Genomic DNA, 14,644 nt, shown 5'->3' with positions numbered 1-14,644 from the left:
TTTATCACGCACATTCAAAGGACATGAATATGCAAAAGCCTCCAACATGGGAGTTGACCGAAGCTGTTCATACGACAGCCGTTGCCCCCATCCATATTCCGGTCGCCTCTGGGACTTCAACGACGATTCCCAATAGCGGCATGTTTGGCCCGCACAATTTCGGCCCGCACAATCTGGTCATCATTAACTCAAGATCGATAGACGCCACCAAGGCAGCACTTGCACAGGAGTATCAGAACCGTACCCAGCAACTGCCGCAGACCTTGGAGCACGAACTGGCTGCAACGAGGCTGGAAGGTACAACGCATCCGCTTCCGCCTGCTGAAACAGTCATTCGTGAACTAGGCGTGCGCGCCACGCTATTGCAGAGAAAAACCGCTGAGCTTCAGCAAAAAATGGCGTTGGCCAATCAGTTCTATGGCAGTGATCCGCGAAGCAAAAACCTGATTGAGTTCTATCAAAAAGCGGTGACCCTGCAAAACCCTGTCATGCCTGGAGGTATTGCGATACAGGCCTGGACCGCATCGTATAGAGCGGCCCATGACACCCAGCTGCTTGCGCAATCAATTCACATACTTAACCAACAACAGGTCGAAGTTCACAAGTGGCTGGATTTGGTAAAAGCCAATGATCAGGCGCAATCGGCGGCGGCAGAAGCTCAGCGATTGGCAGCAGAACGTGCACGGATTGCCGCAGAACAGCAACGTCAAAGAGAACTCGCCGAAGCTGCACGCCGAGAACAGGAGCAGGTTCGGGCTCGCGAACAAGCACGGCTCGCTGCGCTCGCGCAGACTCAGCGGCAGGCAGCCGAGCAAGCGCGAATCGCTGCCGAAGCTGCTGCACGGCAATTAGCCTCTGAACAGGCAAAATTGACGGCATTGGCAGAACGCCAAGCTAAAGTGCAAAGGTTGCGCATAGAACAGGAAAAGCAGCTGGAGATTGAAAAGGCTCGCCTTGAACAACAGCAAAAAGCCGCAAGAGCGACAAAAAGTAAACGCCAGCGGCTAGCGCGCAAGCAAGCCAAGGCAGAGGCCCGGCAGCGTGCTGAGCAAGCACGCGTGGACGCCCATTGGCACACACAGACACAAGCACGCTGGAACAATCCTGAATTCGCTTATTTCGGTTCCCTCGCGGCGTTCGGCCCCGCGTTCTCGGGAACACTCGGCGCGATAAGCCACAACCCGTTAACCAAACAAGCACTCAGAACGTCACTGCGCTCGGCCGTCACCATCGCGACTGCAGCGATTTCGACCAGCGCAGTCCCGGTGCTGGTGGGATTTGCCGCTTTGTTCGTGCCCTCCGAGCTGGGCAACGGCGATCTGTTTGCTGCAAGCGTGCCACTGTCCGACCTTGCTCCTGATCTGGAGGACGATCTGTACGAACTGGCAAGGATAGGCGCAGACGTCGATCTGCCGGTCAGGCTTGGCTCAAGGACGATAGGCAACAAAGTCGAAGTGGTCGTCGTCAGCACCGATGGAGTGACTGTGCCCAGTAAAGTGCCGGTTGTATCAGCGCGCTTTGACGCACTTAAAAACGTTTACGTTTCCTCCGCCTCTGCAACCGACGCCAAAGGCCCTGTAATCACTTGGACGCCGTTGCTGGAACCGCCAAATCCTTCGACGCAATTACCTCTCGCCGATCCAGACTTGCCAATCTATGAAGGCGCGAATGTCACACCCGACAGCGGACGGATCGATCCATTTCCCGAAATGGATCTGTATGGTTTTGGTGGATGGATCACGGTCTTTCCGGTCGAATCCGGAATCCCGCCGATTTTCACGATGTTCAGGGATCGGCGGCAGGATCCCGGTTTTGCCAGCGGCATCGGACAACCGGTTTCGGGCAATTGGTTGGGAGCCGCTGCGACACCGCAAGGCGCACCTATTCCGATGCAGATCGCGGATAAGCTCAGAGGACGGGAGTTTTCGAGTTTCAGGGCATTTCGCAGAGCATTTTGGAAGGCTGTAGGGAATGAAAAGGCGTTGTTTGATCAGTTCTCACGACTCAACAAAACTGACTTGAGAGACGGCTTGGCTCCAAGTGCAACACCTTCGGAGCAAGCAGGTAAGCGCAAAAAATTTGAGATTCACCATATCAAGCCAATCAGCGAGGGAGGCGCAGTTTATGACGTAACCAATCTAACGGTGCTAACACCGAAACAACACATTGAACTGCACTCGAAAGGAGGAATGTAAGTTGAAACTGAAAAACAAACTGGAAGACTACACAGAGTCCGAATACCTGGCAGTCATAGAACGGCTATTCGAAGGGCGGTTCCCGTCAGAAAGACAACACGATGAGTTCGTAGAAAACATCGTTGTAACGTCGGAGCATCCAAACGGCACAGGTGTTTTGTATTACCCGGAAGAAGGCGCCGAAGACAGCCCGGCAGGCGTATTAGCAACCATCAAGGCTTGGCGCGCAGCCAACGGAAAACCCGGCTTCAAACCTGAAGAATAAAAAATAAGCGAGCAGGCATCTTTGCCTGCTCGCTTCCTCTCCAGTTAGAGCGAATACTTCTGCAAATTCGCCATCATTTCCTTCAGCGCCTCAATATTGTCCTTCGGATGCGCCGCCCCTTCGAAATCACAGATCTGCTGCCAGTGCGCCGCGACATCTTCCGGCGAGAAACCCACCCGCGGATCAAAACCGGCACCGAGGCTGCGTTCCCAGCGCACCTTGCCCATCCAGCCACCCCCGACCTCGAACAGCCCGGAAGTCTCTTGGCACTGTTCGCTGGCCAGATACACCACCAACGGGCTGACCAGTTCCGGCTTCAATTGCTCGAACACTTGCGGCGGAATCAAGCCCTCGGTCATGCGCGTGCCGCCAGTCGGCGCTATCGCGTTGACGAGGATGTTGTTCTTGCGACCTTCGATGGCCAGCGTACGGGTCAATCCGTACAGGCCCAGTTTGGCCATGCCGTAGTTGGACTGGCCGAAGTTGCCATAGATGCCCGAGGTCGAGGCGGTGAAGATCACCCGGCCATAGTTTTGCTCGCGCAGGTGCGGCCACGCAGCACGGGTGACTTTGTAGGCGCCTTCGACGTGGACGCGGTAAACCAGGTCCCAGTCGGCGTCGTCCATTTTGTGGAAGGTCTTGTCGCGCAGGATCCCGGCGTTGTTGACCACGACGTCGACCCGGCCGAAGGCATCGAGGGCGTTTTGCACCAGTTTGTCGCCGTCGGTAACCGAGTCGTGGTTGGCTTCAGCGGTACCACCAGCCTCGCGAATCTCTGCCACTACGCGGTCGGCGGCGGAGGCATTGGCGCCTTCACCCTGGGTCGAGCCGCCGAGATCATTGACCAATACCTTGGCGCCCTGTTTGGCAAACAACAATGCGTGGGCGCGTCCGAGGCCGCCACCGGCTCCGGTGACGATGACGACTTTATCTTCGAAACGCACAGACTCATTCATCGCAGCAACTCCAGCAGGCCAGTATTGAGTCCGAGTGTCAGGCAACTGGCTTTTGGTCACAATGAATACGGCTGAGGCTGAATGGTGTGCGATAAGGTTGGGGGATGATAAGGGCGTCAAAAGATCAAAAGATCGCAGCCTGCGGCAGCTCCTACATTAGATTTGTGTAGGAGCTGCCGCAGGCTGCGATCTTTTGATCTTTCAGGAGCAGGCGACTTTGCGCGGTGGCAGCACAAACCTGTCACGAAATTCCAGGTAATGCTTGAGCACCTGCACCGGCGCTTCGGTCTGGGGATAGTGGCCAATACCCGGCAACAGCACCGTGTCGGCGTCAGGGATCAATTCACGGTAACGCTCGACCATGTGCGCCCCGGAAATCGGATCGACCTCGCCATCGATCACCCGCAGCGGGATTTCGCCACGCTGCATCGCGCTCACCCAGCGATCACGCTGCACCCGGCGCTCGGGAATGTAACTGATCAGTTTGTGCATGATCCGTGGCCCGCGATTGCTGTCGACCAGACTCCAGAAATCGTCCAGCTCACTTTCGCTCGGCCGGGTGTGCGGGCCGAAGATCTGCCGGAAGCTTTTCACCAGAGCATCGCGTGTAAACGCGCGGCCAATCATCCAGCCCAGTGGACTGAGCAGCAGTTTTTGCATCAGCACCGGGCGATGGGTTTCCGGGAACAATCCGCCGTTGAGAAACACGCAACTGGCCAATGCGATCTTGTCTTCGTAGTGTCGGGCAAGCAGCTCCTGCGCAACGCTGTCACCGTAATCATGCGCCAGCACATGCACCGGTTGTTCGACCTGCAGATGCGCGAGCAAAGCCTGTTGCAGGTCAGCCTGTGCCAGCAGGCTGTAAGTGTGATTGAGCGGTTTCGCCGAATCGCCAAAGCCAAGCATGTCGCAGGCGATCACCCGATAACGCTGGGCCAGTGGCTGCCACAGGTAATGCCAATCCCAACTGGCGGTCGGAAAACCGTGGATCAGCAACAGCGGCTCACCCTGCCCCGCCGTCCAGTAGCGAATCGGCTGGCCACGAAAGACAAACGTCTGGCTGCGTTTGCGCCAGACACACAGAGGAATCTCGGCAAGAGGCATTAGAGTTTATATCCGGGGTCTTGTTTATCGAGTTTGCGCAGCAACGCCGGCCAGGCCAGCGCGCCACCCATGCCTTGAGCACTTTTGGTGACGCCGGCGATCATCGCTTTGGCGCCTGCCAGAATTTGCGGTTCGATGGCGATGAGCTCGGCACCACCGGTTTGCGCCATGACCTGAATGTCGCAGGCGCGCTGGAAGGTGAACATCATCAGGAAGGTATCGGCGATGGTGCCGCCACAGGTCAGCAGACCGTGGTTGTGCAGCATCAGGAAATTGTTCTCGGCCAAATCAGTCTGAAGGCGCGCCTTCTCTTCGTGGTTCAGCGCCACGCCTTCATAGGCGTGATAGGCCAGGCTCGACAGCACGAACAGCGACTGCTGGCTGATTGGCAACACGCCCTGCTTTTGCGCCGACACCGCGACACCGGAGGCGGTGTGCGTATGCAGCACGCAAACCACATCGTGCCGCACTTCGTGCACGGCGCTGTGGATCGTGTAGCCGGCGGGGTTGATTTCGTAAGGACTGTCCATGAGTTTGTTGCCGGCCTGATCGACTTTCACCAGGCTCGACGCGGTGATCTCGTGAAACATCAAACCGAACGGGTTGATCAGGAAATCTTCGGTGCCCGGCACCTTGGCGGAAATGTGCGTGAAGATCAGATCGTCCCAGCCATGGGCGGCGACCAGACGATAACAAGCGGCGAGATCGACTCGGGTCTGCCATTCCGCAGCGCTGACCTGGTCTTTGACATTAAGGGACGATTGGACGGGGGCTACGCTCACTGTATGCACCTCTGCGTTCTTATTGTTCTGCACGTGTCAGCAGTCTAGTCAGGCGCAGAGAATCGCGTAGTTGCATTGGCAGCCAGCTTGATGACTGATCGAGTCAGCAACGCAAACACCTTGGATCCATATCAAAGCAACGACGCCAACAAAGGCGCGGCAAACAGATTGAGCAACCCGGTCAGCACCATCACCAGCCCGGCGACAGAGCCTTCTTCGCCGCCGACTTCATGGGCCCGGCTGACCCCGGCACCGTGCGCGCCAACCCCGAACAACGCACCGCGCGCCAAAGCACTGCGCAACGGCAACCACTTCAACAACACGCCGCCGAGCATCGCACCAAACACACCGGTGAACATTACAAAGACCGCCGTCAACTCCGGCACGCCACCCAGGTTCTGTGCCAGCGGCATGGCGAATGGCGTGGTGATCGAGCGCCAGCGCCTTGGCCAGTCCGAACGAGGTGCCGATCGATGCCGCACTGCCGGCAACCATACCCAGCAGCAGTGCCGACCAATGCCGTATCAACACACGGCGTTGCTGCCAGATCGGCACGGCGAAGGCGACGGTCACCGGGCCGAGCACCAGCATCAGCCAATGGGTGTTGCTGGCGTACTCCGCGTAAGCGGTGTGCAGTGGCACGGCGAGCGCCAGCAGTAACGCCGGCACCAGAATCAGCGGCGACAACACGTAGCGGCCGGTGCGCCGATACAACCAGCGACTGAACAGGTACGCCAACAGGGTGAAGGCCAGCCAGAACATCGGCATCCATTCAAGCTTCATGGGACCGCCTCATGCGCACGGCAAGCTCCACGGTGAATGCCGTGACCAGCATCACCGTTAATGTGCTGGCGGCAATCACCAACAGGATCCGCCAGCCGTCATTGCGCAGCAGCGCGCCGTAGTCGAGCAGACTCATCAGCGCCGGAATGAAGAACAGCAGCATCTCGGCCATCAGCAGCCCCGCCCCCAATTGCAGCGCCGCCGGTTTGACCCAGCCAAAGGCAAAGGCCAGCAGCAACAGCGCCATGCCGATCACGCCACCGGGTATCGGCCACGCCAGCCAGACCGCCAATTGGCAGCCGAGCAAATAGAGGCCAAGCAGCACGGCGAGTTCGGTGAGAAGACGGGACAGATGTTTGAGGGTGACGGCGTTCATGATTTGGCTCCTGACAGGGGCTTATTTTACGAAGCGGTCTGCCATCCCTGAAGCGAATTGTTAGACTCAATACAATTCCAGATTGGAATCAGGCCATGGAATTCAAACAGCTGCGCAGTTTTGTCGAAGTCATGCATCAGGGCGGTTTCACCCAAGCCGCAAAAACCCTGCACATCAGTCAATCGGCGGTCAGCAAACAGATCGCCCAGCTGGAGCAGAGCCTCGGCACGCCATTGCTCGAACGACTCGGTTCGCAGTTGCGCCTGACCGCCGCTGGCGGCGTGGTGCTGCAACGCGCTGAAGCGATGCTGCGCTTGCGCAACGAGTTGTTGATTGAACTGGACGACCTCAGTCATCTGGCGCGTGGAGAACTGCGCCTCGGCCTGCCGCTGCTGGGCAGCGACGCGCTATTCGCCGAGCTGTTTGCCGAATACCGGCGGCGCTATCCGAATATCAGCATCCAGTTGCTTGAGGGTGGCAGCCGCAACATCGAGCAGGCTGTGCTGAGCGGCGAACTGGAGTTGGGTGGCAGTCTGTTGCCAAAGGATGCGCAATTCGACTGCCAGCCGTTTTGCGATGAGCAACTCGACGCCCTGCTACCAGTGGATCATCCACTGGCCGATCGGGGCGAGATTGGACTAGAGGAATTGGCCGAGACGCCCTTTCTGCTCTATCAGCGCAGTTTCGTGCTCAACGACCGCTTGCTGCAGGCGTGCCAGCAACTGGGCTTTACACCGAAGGAAGGTGGCCGCAGCGGGCAAGCCGATTTTCTCGCGGCGCTGGTGGCTGCCGGGCAAGGCGTGGTGCTGTTGCCCAGCGTGGTCGCACGTGGTCTGGTGCGGCCAGGCGTGGTGCGCCTGACCTTGCGCGCGCCGGATTATCTGCGCTGGGATATCGCGTTCATCTGGCGCCGGGGCGCCTATCTGTCGAAAGCAGCGCAGGCGTGGTTGAGCTTGCTGCGCGAGCGGGCGATCAACCCTTGAGCGTGTCGATCAACTGTGCCAGCCAAGGCTCGGCGTCGGTTTCCGGAGTGACGCTTTCGCTGGCGTCGATGCGCAGCATGTCTTGTACTTCGCGCACACCGAGTTCGCCGAACAGCTCACGCATCTGCTCGCCACCACCGCAGAAGGTGTCGCCGTAACTGGCGTCGCCCAAGGCAATTACCGCGCCCGGCAAACCGCGCCACGCGGCTGGCAACTGGTCGCGAATGGTCGAATACAGCGGCTGCAAGTTATCGGGTAACTCGCCCATGCCGGTGGTCGAGGTCACCGCCAGAAACGCTTCAGGACCGAACGCTTGAATGTCCGCCAGGCTGGCGCGCGAGTTGTAGAAGGTTTCAAACCCGGCGGCTTTCAACAGGTTCTGGGCGTGACGGGCGACTTCTTCGGCGGTGCCGTAGACCGAACCGGAGAGGATGGCGACTTTCATCAATCTGATCCTGAAACTGAAAAAAAGAGCGGCGATAGTAACAGCCTCCAGCGCAAAGCTGCGATTGGATCTCAATAAGCGGTAATGGCCAGTAGACAGCGCCTGCGGTTCTTCTAGAATGCGTGCCACTGACAACTCTGAAAGGATTCAAAGATGATCAATGCAAGTCTGCTGCAAATGGTGATCAACGCGTCGAACGACGGCATCGTAGTCGCCGAAAAGGAGGGTGACCACGACAATATCCTGATTTATGTAAACCCGGCGTTTGAACGTCTGACCGGTTACACCAGCGAAGAAATTCTTTATCAGGACTGCCGCTTTCTGCAGGCCGGGGACCGTGATCAGGAGAGTCTGGAGCTGATTCGCGATGTCTTGCGCAACAATGGATCGTGCCGCGAAATCCTGCGCAATTATCGCAAGGACGGCACGCCATTCTGGAATGAACTGTCGCTTTCAACGGTGAAAAACACCGATGACGGGCAGACCTATTTCATTGGCGTGCAGAAGGACGTCACCGTTCAGGTCAAGGCTCAGCAGCGTGTGGTGCAGTTGGAAGCGCAGGTCGCAGCCCTCGAATCCGAACTGGCCACATTGAAAGCGACAAACGGTCAAAACAAAATCGCGAACTAAGTGTCATTAACTACAATCACCAATGACTTTGTAACTATATCTTTCGAGTTAGCCATGCAGCGCGACGCCCTCCTCACTCAGGATGAGCTGGATTTCATCCAGACCATGCAGCACAACCCGCAACTGAACGTGCGGGATGCGACGTCGAGTCTGCTGGTTAACGGCGGTTCGCAGATTCGTGATTTGCTCACGCGCCTGGCTGCTCACGAGCAAGTGACCATTCAGGCCAACTTCGAAAATCAGCAGATGACCTTCCCGTTGCATCTGGTGGAAGACGAGTTTCACGCGTTGCATCTGCGCCTCGGCGTACCAAGCATTTATGAAGACGGCCCGATGGTACGGCCATGGCGGTTGGCCCTCGAAGAGCCGGTAGCCCTGGAAAACGCCAAGGGTCAGCCAGGCACGTTGTGGGTCCACGAGGTTTCGCACAAAGGTGTGCTGCTGGAAGTGCGCAACAAGACCAAACCTCCCAAGCATTTCGCTTTGTGGTTCAGCCCTTCGGGTTACGAGCGGATTTCATTGCGCGGTAATTTCGAACGGGAAACCGAGAACGGGTTCTTCGCCTACGAACTGAGCCAGACCGATACCGACGAAACCGAACGTCTGCGTCAGTTCATCCTGCAGCAACATCGCTTGACGCATCCTGCCCTTCACACCTGAGTTTCAGGTATCCAGCTTGCCGGCCAGAAACTGCAACATGCGCTGACGCATGTTCGCTCCTTCATTGCCCAGACAGGCAACAGAGGATCCGGCCAGACTGTCTTGCGCCAGATCTGACGCATCGCCCGCCAGCATCAACTGACAATCGAGGCTTAACGCCAACCGGTTCAATCGCCGAGGTAAATCGGCGCCGGGCGCGTGATTGGAAAACAGAACCAGCGCTTCGGGTTTGATCTTTTCGCAGACCAGCGTCAGTTCATCGAACGGCTGCCCCGTGGTCAACACCCTGACACCGGCGTTGCTTTCGCTGAGAAACAGCGCCGCCACCAGCAATTCCAGCTCTCGACATTGCCCGGCCAGCGCGCTGACGATCACACGACGCGGTTGGGTGCCACGCAGCATGACGATCCTTTGCAACACCCGCGCCCGCAGGAATCCATCGAAGAACAGCCACTCGCTGGTTTGCCCGAAAGCTTCCTGGCGCTGCAACAATTGCAGCCACAGCGGCATCAGGATGTCCTGAAACACCACCGGCAATGAGTAAGAAGAGAAAATCTGACCATATACGCGGTCCAGTTGCTGATCATCGAATGCGCTGACCGCTTGCTGGATCTGTTCCTGCCACTGCAGGTAATCCGCTTGCACCAGATCATCCGGGATAATGTGCGCCAGTACTTTCATCGGGTCGGTCTTGGCCAGAATCTTGCCGACTTTGCTCACGGCAACACCACGATCAATCCAGTCAACGATGCTGCGCACGCGCTCGATTTCGGTCATCGAATACAGCCGATGCCCGCTTTCGGTGCGTGTCGGCTGAATCAAACCATAGCGCCGCTCCCAAGCGCGCAAGGTCACCGGGTTGACACCTGTCAGGCGTGCGACCTCACGGATCGGGAACAGATCGACGCGCTGAAGCGCAACAGATGCGTCCAAAGCAGGGCTTGCGTCCGTGATGACAGGCATATGGCGCTCAACTTCCATGTCGGTTCAATTGGATCCCATTCTAACGCTTATGCCCCGATGAGGTTCAAGTGATCAAATGCGACGAAAGTCTCTGGTTTAATCGTGAAAAACCGGAATAATCCTTGCTTGTTGAAAAACGCAGGCCTCTACCCCGGCCCTGCGTCAGGCGAAATTCCTACCCGGAATGACGCACTCGAAATACGGAGATACACAATGTCTACTTCCCCCGTCACGCTGATGGTTGCCCGTCGCGTCGCTGATGGCCGCTATCAGGATCTGATCGCCTGGCTGCGCGAAGGCGAGCAACTGGCCACTGACTTTCCCGGTTATCTCGGATCTGGCGTACTCGCCCCGCCGCCCGGCGATAACGAGTTTCAGATCATTTTCCGCTTTGTCGACGAACACACTCTGTATGCGTGGGAACATTCGGCATCACGCACCGCGTGGTTGAGCCGTGGCAGCGATCTGTTCGCCCACCCGAAAGAGCACCGGGTCAGCGGTATCGAAGGCTGGTTCGGCGCTGCCGGTCAGCGTCCACCGCGCTGGAAGCAGGCCGTCGCGATCTGGCTGGCGTTTTTTCCGGTATCAGTGCTGTTCAACTTTGTTCTCGGCCCGTTGCTCGCTGAGTTGACTTTGTTGCCGCGCGTGTTGATCAGCACGGCGTGCCTGACGCCGCTGATGGTTTACTTCTTTATTCCATTGTCGACCCGATTGCTGGCGAACTGGCTGAACAGCACGCCCGTGCGGCTGCCTGTTTCGGCGACGCCTCAGAAACATTAAAGATCGCAGCCGCGTTGCACTCGACAGCTCCTGCAGGACGGCAGGAGCTGCCGCAGGCGGCGATCTTTTCCGGCTCGTCGCTGTTATAGTTTTTGCTCCAACCGCGATGCGAGCCGTTCATGCCTGATTCCTCAGCCCCGATCCTCATCACCGGTGCCGGCCAGCGCGTCGGTCTGCATTGCGCGCAGCGGTTACTCGAAGAAGGCCATCGCGTCATCTTCACTTACCGCAGCGAGCGACCCGGCGTGCAGACGCTACGAGATCTGGGCGCCATCGGCCTGTTCGCCGATTTCTCCAGCGAGGCCGGGATTCTCGCCTTCATCAGCGAACTGAAAACCCACACCGACAGCCTGCGCGCCATCGTGCACAACGCCTCCGAATGGCTGGCCGAAACCCCGCAAAGCGAGGCTGAAGCCTTCACGCGCATGTTCAATCTGCACATGCTCGCGCCGTACCTGATCAACCTGCACTGCGGCCAATTGCTGCAACGCTCGACGCCCGCCGACATCATCCACATCAGCGACGATGTCACCCGCAAGGGCAGCAGCAAGCACATCGGCTATTGCGCGACCAAGGCCGGGCTCGACAGCCTGACCCTGTCCTTCGCCGCCCGCTATGCGCCGGCCATCAAGGTCAACGGCATAGCCCCGGCCCTGCTATTGTTCAATCCCGATGACGACGCAGCGTACCGCGTCAAGGCCCTGGCCAAATCCGCGCTGGGCTTGGAGCCCGGCAGCGAAGTGATTTATCAGAGCCTGCGCTATCTGCTCGACAACCCTTATGTCACCGGCACGACCCTGACCGTCAACGGCGGAAGGCACGTCAAATAACACCTGCCTGCGAGGCTGCCCATGAGCCGCTCACTGCCCGAGAACTACCGCGAAATCCTCATCGGCCTCGGTGAAGATCCCGACCGTGAAGGATTGCTCGACACCCCGCTGCGCGCCGCCAAGGCCATGCAATACCTGTGTCATGGCTATGAGCAGAGCGTCGACGAGATCGTCAATGGCGCGCTGTTTGCCTCGGACAGTGACGAGATGATCATCGTCGCCGACATCGAACTGTACTCATTGTGCGAACATCACCTGCTGCCCTTCATCGGCAAGGCCCATGTGGCTTATATTCCGACAGGCAAGGTACTGGGCCTGTCGAAAATCGCGCGACTGGTGGACATGTTCGCCCGGCGCCTGCAGATTCAGGAAAACCTCACCCGGCAAATTGCCGATGCGGTGCAACAGGTCACCGATGCTGCCGGCGTCGCCGTCGTCATCGAGGCCAGACACATGTGCATGATGATGCGCGGTGTCGAAAAACAGAATTCGACCATGAACACCTCGGTCATGCTCGGCGCGTTCCGCGAGTCGAGCAACACCCGCCAGGAGTTCCTGCAATTGATTGGACGGAGCAAGTAAATGCCACAACTTCAGCCGGGAATGGCGCGCATCCGGGTCAAGGATCTGCGCTTGCGCACCTTTATCGGGATCAACGAGGACGAAATCCTCAACAAGCAGGATGTGCTGATCAACCTGACCATTCTGTATGCCGCGCAGGAAGCGGTGCGTGACAACGACATCGATCATGCACTCAATTACCGCACGATCACCAAAGCGATCATCGCCCACGTCGAGGGCAACCGTTTTGCCCTGCTCGAACGCCTGACTCAGGAATTGCTCGATCTGGTAATGAGCAACGGCTCGGTGCTTTACGCCGAGGTCGAAGTCGACAAGCCGCATGCGCTGCGGTTTGCCGAATCGGTATCGATAACGCTCGCGGCGAGCCGCTGAGCTTCAAGCTTCAAGCTTCAAGCTTCAAGCTTCAAGCTTCAAGCTTCAAGCGGTAAGCTAACGGCCGACCCCGATCCAATCTTGCAGCTTGAAGCCTGCCGCTCAAAGCTGTCTCGCAGAGACCCCCATGACTGATCAACAACGCCTCGAACTCGAAGCCGCCGCCTTCCGCCGGCTGGTCGCCCACCTGGACAGCCGCAAGGACGTGCAGAACATCGACCTGATGAACCTCGCCGGGTTCTGCCGCAACTGCCTGTCGAAGTGGTACAAGGCCGAAGCCGACGAGCGCCAGATCGAGGTCAGCCTAGATGATGCCCGCGAAGTGGTTTACGGCATGCCGTACGCCGAGTGGAAAGCCCAATATCAGCAAGAAGCCAACGCCGACCAGCAAGCGGCGTTCGCCAAAGGAAAAACCCATGAGTGACCTGAACACCCTGCGCACCAGCCTCAAAAGCAGCGAACACGCTTTCGCCGACACCCTGGCTTTCATTGCTGCGGGTTACGACTACCAGCCGCAAGCCTTCAACAACGGTGGCGTGGAAAGCGCCGCCGGGCAGAACGAAGGCTCGTGCAAGACCTTGGGTCTGGCATTGCTGGAAGGTTTGAGTGATGAAGAAGCGCTGTTGGCGTTTGGTGAGCATTACCGCTCGGTGGTCGCGACCCCTGAGGGCAGCGATCACGGCAATATCCGCGCGCTGATCAAGCACGGTCTGGCCGGCGTGAAATTCACCGGCCAACCCCTGACCCGCCGCTGATTAAAGATCAAAAGATCGCAGCCTTCGGCAGCTCCTACACCGATCCCTGTAGGAGCTGCCGAAGGCTGCGATCTTTTGACTCTCATAAAAAAACCGGCCGAAGCCGGTTTTTTTATGTCTGCGATCTTAGAACGAAGCGTTCTGCAGACCGTCCAGGTAACGCTCGGTGTCCAGTGCCGCCATGCAACCGGCGCCGGCCGAGGTGATCGCCTGACGGTAAACGTGGTCAGCTACGTCACCGGCGGCGAAGATGCCTTCGACGCTGGTCGCAGTCGCATTGCCTTCACGGCCGCCGTGCACCACCAGATAACCGTCTTTCAGGGTCAACTGGCCTTCGAACAGCGAAGTGTTCGGGGTGTGGCCGATGGCGATGAACACGCCGTCAACGGTGATTTCATCGAAGCTGCCGTCGTTGTTCTTCAGACGCGCACCCGTCACGCCCATGTTGTCGCCCAGGACTTCGTCGAGGTTGGCGTTCAACTTGAGGATGATCTTGCCTTCGGCGACGCGAGCGTTGAGCTTGTCGATCAGGATCTTCTCGGCGCGGAAGGTTTCGCGACGGTGGATCAGGGTCACGGTGCTGGCGATATTGGCCAGGTACAGTGCTTCTTCAACTGCGGTGTTGCCACCGCCGACTACTGCAACAGGCTTGTTGCGGTAGAAGAAACCGTCACAGGTCGCGCAGGCCGAAACGCCTTTGCCCATAAACGCTTCTTCCGAAGGCAGGCCCAGGTAACGAGCGCTGGCGCCAGTGGCGATGATCAGCGCATCGCAGGTGTAAGTCGCGCTGTCGCCGGTCAGGGTGTAAGGCTTGGCAGCGAAGTCGACGGCGTTGATGTGATCGAAAACGATCTCGGTTTCAAAACGCTCGGCGTGCTCGCGCATCCGTTCCATCAGTGCCGGACCGGTCAGACCGTGGACGTCGCCCGGCCAGTTGTCGACTTCGGTAGTGGTGGTCAGTTGACCGCCAGCCTGCATGCCGGTGATCAGCAGTGGCTTGAGGTTGGCACGGGCCGCGTATACCGCAGCGCTGTAACCGGCAGGGCCGGAACCGAGAATAATCACTCGCGAATGACGGACTTCAGACATGACCTGCTCCTGTTGACCGGGCCGAAAAACGGGCACGGATCGCCGGACTGCCGGCGGGAATAAAAAAGGACCGTGGAAAACCTTGGGGAAGGCT

The 14,644-nt window shown here is 58.2% G+C and carries 18 protein-coding genes and 1 pseudogene; 11 read left to right on the top strand and 8 right to left on the bottom strand.

The annotated features are described in order from the left end of the window. Window positions 1-29: 29 nt before the first annotated feature. The gene (locus tag P3G59_RS04635; RefSeq protein ID WP_277760624.1) at window positions 30-2,195 is read left to right on the top strand and encodes an S-type pyocin domain-containing protein; all 2,166 of its coding nucleotides are present in this window, start codon (window positions 30-32) and stop codon (window positions 2,193-2,195) included. Window position 2,196: 1 nt separating this feature from the next. Continuing rightward, window positions 2,197-2,460, top strand: coding sequence for a bacteriocin immunity protein (locus tag P3G59_RS04630; protein WP_277760623.1), 264 nt, complete (start codon window positions 2,197-2,199; stop codon window positions 2,458-2,460). 44 nt (window positions 2,461-2,504) lie between these two features. Here the strand turns inward: P3G59_RS04630 and P3G59_RS04625 are convergent, their stop codons facing one another. From P3G59_RS04625 to P3G59_RS04605, 5 genes and pseudogenes are all read right to left on the bottom strand, one after another. Next, a complete protein-coding gene (locus P3G59_RS04625) occupies window positions 2,505-3,416 on the bottom strand; it encodes an SDR family oxidoreductase (protein ID WP_277760622.1) in 912 nt (303 codons plus the stop codon). 201 nt (window positions 3,417-3,617) lie between these two features. Next, complete coding sequence (locus P3G59_RS04620; RefSeq protein WP_277760621.1) at window positions 3,618-4,520, bottom strand: alpha/beta hydrolase; 903 nt, start codon at window positions 4,518-4,520, stop codon at window positions 3,618-3,620. Beyond that, window positions 4,520-5,302, bottom strand: coding sequence for a class II aldolase/adducin family protein (locus tag P3G59_RS04615; protein ID WP_277760620.1), 783 nt, complete (start codon window positions 5,300-5,302; stop codon window positions 4,520-4,522). The genes P3G59_RS04620 and P3G59_RS04615 overlap by 1 nt, the downstream gene beginning before the upstream one ends. A 131-nt stretch (window positions 5,303-5,433) precedes the next feature. Continuing rightward, a pseudogene (locus P3G59_RS04610) lies at window positions 5,434-6,085 on the bottom strand (LrgB family protein). Beyond that, window positions 6,075-6,461, bottom strand: coding sequence for a CidA/LrgA family protein (locus tag P3G59_RS04605; protein WP_277760619.1), 387 nt, complete (start codon window positions 6,459-6,461; stop codon window positions 6,075-6,077). Before P3G59_RS04605 ends, P3G59_RS04610 begins: the two are co-directional and overlap by 11 nt. A 95-nt stretch (window positions 6,462-6,556) precedes the next feature. Between P3G59_RS04605 and P3G59_RS04600 the strand changes: the two genes are divergently transcribed. Continuing rightward, on the top strand, window positions 6,557-7,444 hold the full coding sequence (locus tag P3G59_RS04600) for a LysR family transcriptional regulator (RefSeq protein ID WP_277760618.1): 888 nt from the start codon (window positions 6,557-6,559) through the stop codon (window positions 7,442-7,444). On the opposite strand, the gene P3G59_RS04595 is transcribed toward P3G59_RS04600, so the two are convergent. Beyond that, on the bottom strand, window positions 7,434-7,889 hold the full coding sequence (locus P3G59_RS04595) for a flavodoxin (RefSeq protein WP_277760617.1): 456 nt from the start codon (window positions 7,887-7,889) through the stop codon (window positions 7,434-7,436). The genes P3G59_RS04600 and P3G59_RS04595 overlap by 11 nt on opposite strands. A 153-nt stretch (window positions 7,890-8,042) precedes the next feature. On the opposite strand from P3G59_RS04595, the gene P3G59_RS04590 reads away from it, so the two are divergent. Together P3G59_RS04590 and P3G59_RS04585 are read left to right on the top strand one after the other, a co-directional pair. After that, the gene (locus tag P3G59_RS04590; protein ID WP_277760616.1) at window positions 8,043-8,519 is read left to right on the top strand and encodes a PAS domain-containing protein; all 477 of its coding nucleotides are present in this window, start codon (window positions 8,043-8,045) and stop codon (window positions 8,517-8,519) included. A gap of 54 nt (window positions 8,520-8,573) precedes the next feature. Further along, window positions 8,574-9,179, top strand: a complete 606-nt coding sequence (locus P3G59_RS04585; RefSeq protein WP_277760615.1) for a hypothetical protein — start codon at window positions 8,574-8,576, stop codon at window positions 9,177-9,179. 3 nt (window positions 9,180-9,182) lie between these two features. Here P3G59_RS04585 and P3G59_RS04580 read toward each other — a convergent pair whose 3' ends face one another. After that, complete coding sequence (locus P3G59_RS04580; protein ID WP_277760614.1) at window positions 9,183-10,142, bottom strand: MerR family transcriptional regulator; 960 nt, start codon at window positions 10,140-10,142, stop codon at window positions 9,183-9,185. 213 nt (window positions 10,143-10,355) lie between these two features. Between P3G59_RS04580 and P3G59_RS04575 the strand changes: the two genes are divergently transcribed. The 6 genes from P3G59_RS04575 (at window position 10,356) to P3G59_RS04550 (ending at window position 13,461) form a co-directional block, all read left to right on the top strand. After that, on the top strand, window positions 10,356-10,922 hold the full coding sequence (locus P3G59_RS04575; protein WP_277760613.1) for an antibiotic biosynthesis monooxygenase: 567 nt from the start codon (window positions 10,356-10,358) through the stop codon (window positions 10,920-10,922). A 119-nt stretch (window positions 10,923-11,041) separates the two neighbouring features. Beyond that, window positions 11,042-11,752 carry a dihydromonapterin reductase gene (gene folM, locus P3G59_RS04570; protein ID WP_277760612.1) on the top strand — a complete coding sequence of 237 codons (711 nt, stop codon included), beginning with the start codon at window positions 11,042-11,044 and terminating at the stop codon, window positions 11,750-11,752. Window positions 11,753-11,773: 21 nt separating this feature from the next. Next, complete coding sequence (folE, locus tag P3G59_RS04565; RefSeq protein WP_277760611.1) at window positions 11,774-12,334, top strand: GTP cyclohydrolase I FolE; 561 nt, start codon at window positions 11,774-11,776, stop codon at window positions 12,332-12,334. Then, entirely contained in the window at window positions 12,335-12,706 is a 372-nt protein-coding gene (gene folX, locus P3G59_RS04560) for a dihydroneopterin triphosphate 2'-epimerase (RefSeq protein WP_007914273.1), read from the top strand. It begins immediately after the preceding gene. A 127-nt stretch (window positions 12,707-12,833) separates the two neighbouring features. After that, the gene (locus P3G59_RS04555; RefSeq protein ID WP_016987026.1) at window positions 12,834-13,130 is read left to right on the top strand and encodes a DUF1244 domain-containing protein; all 297 of its coding nucleotides are present in this window, start codon (window positions 12,834-12,836) and stop codon (window positions 13,128-13,130) included. Beyond that, on the top strand, window positions 13,123-13,461 hold the full coding sequence (locus P3G59_RS04550; protein WP_277760610.1) for a HopJ type III effector protein: 339 nt from the start codon (window positions 13,123-13,125) through the stop codon (window positions 13,459-13,461). The genes P3G59_RS04555 and P3G59_RS04550 overlap by 8 nt, the downstream gene beginning before the upstream one ends. A gap of 126 nt (window positions 13,462-13,587) precedes the next feature. On the opposite strand, the gene trxB is transcribed toward P3G59_RS04550, so the two are convergent. Next, window positions 13,588-14,550 (bottom strand): thioredoxin-disulfide reductase, encoded by a 963-nt coding sequence (gene trxB / locus P3G59_RS04545; RefSeq protein ID WP_007912350.1) that lies wholly within the window; start codon window positions 14,548-14,550, stop codon window positions 13,588-13,590. Window positions 14,551-14,644: the final 94 nt, after the last annotated feature.

The sequence above is a fragment of the Pseudomonas sp. A34-9 genome (assembly GCF_029543085.1).
GTDB lineage: Bacteria > Pseudomonadota > Gammaproteobacteria > Pseudomonadales > Pseudomonadaceae > Aquipseudomonas.
Note: the sequence above shows the minus strand (reverse complement) of the source record. Positions and strands in the feature narration are given on the sequence as shown.

Bases quoted from the DNA above. Each gene is read 5' to 3' on its own strand.
- P3G59_RS04620 (WP_277760621.1), bottom strand. From the start codon at position 4,520: ATGCCTCTTGCCGAGATTCCTCTGTGTGTCTGGCGCAAACGCAGCCAG.
- P3G59_RS04575 (WP_277760613.1), top strand. From the start codon at position 10,356: ATGTCTACTTCCCCCGTCACGCTGATGGTTGCCCGTCGCGTCGCTGAT.
- P3G59_RS04590 (WP_277760616.1), top strand. From the start codon at position 8,043: ATGATCAATGCAAGTCTGCTGCAAATGGTGATCAACGCGTCGAACGAC.
- P3G59_RS04580 (WP_277760614.1), bottom strand. From the start codon at position 10,142: ATGCCTGTCATCACGGACGCAAGCCCTGCTTTGGACGCATCTGTTGCG.
- folM (WP_277760612.1), top strand. From the start codon at position 11,042: ATGCCTGATTCCTCAGCCCCGATCCTCATCACCGGTGCCGGCCAGCGC.
- P3G59_RS04550 (WP_277760610.1), top strand. From the start codon at position 13,123: ATGAGTGACCTGAACACCCTGCGCACCAGCCTCAAAAGCAGCGAACAC.
- trxB (WP_007912350.1), bottom strand. From the start codon at position 14,550: ATGTCTGAAGTCCGTCATTCGCGAGTGATTATTCTCGGTTCCGGCCCT.
- P3G59_RS04600 (WP_277760618.1), top strand. From the start codon at position 6,557: ATGGAATTCAAACAGCTGCGCAGTTTTGTCGAAGTCATGCATCAGGGC.
- P3G59_RS04625 (WP_277760622.1), bottom strand. From the start codon at position 3,416: ATGAATGAGTCTGTGCGTTTCGAAGATAAAGTCGTCATCGTCACCGGA.
- P3G59_RS04635 (WP_277760624.1), top strand. From the start codon at position 30: ATGCAAAAGCCTCCAACATGGGAGTTGACCGAAGCTGTTCATACGACA.
- folX (WP_007914273.1), top strand. From the start codon at position 12,335: ATGCCACAACTTCAGCCGGGAATGGCGCGCATCCGGGTCAAGGATCTG.
- P3G59_RS04605 (WP_277760619.1), bottom strand. From the start codon at position 6,461: ATGAACGCCGTCACCCTCAAACATCTGTCCCGTCTTCTCACCGAACTC.
- folE (WP_277760611.1), top strand. From the start codon at position 11,774: ATGAGCCGCTCACTGCCCGAGAACTACCGCGAAATCCTCATCGGCCTC.
- P3G59_RS04585 (WP_277760615.1), top strand. From the start codon at position 8,574: ATGCAGCGCGACGCCCTCCTCACTCAGGATGAGCTGGATTTCATCCAG.
- P3G59_RS04595 (WP_277760617.1), bottom strand. From the start codon at position 7,889: ATGAAAGTCGCCATCCTCTCCGGTTCGGTCTACGGCACCGCCGAAGAA.
- P3G59_RS04555 (WP_016987026.1), top strand. From the start codon at position 12,834: ATGACTGATCAACAACGCCTCGAACTCGAAGCCGCCGCCTTCCGCCGG.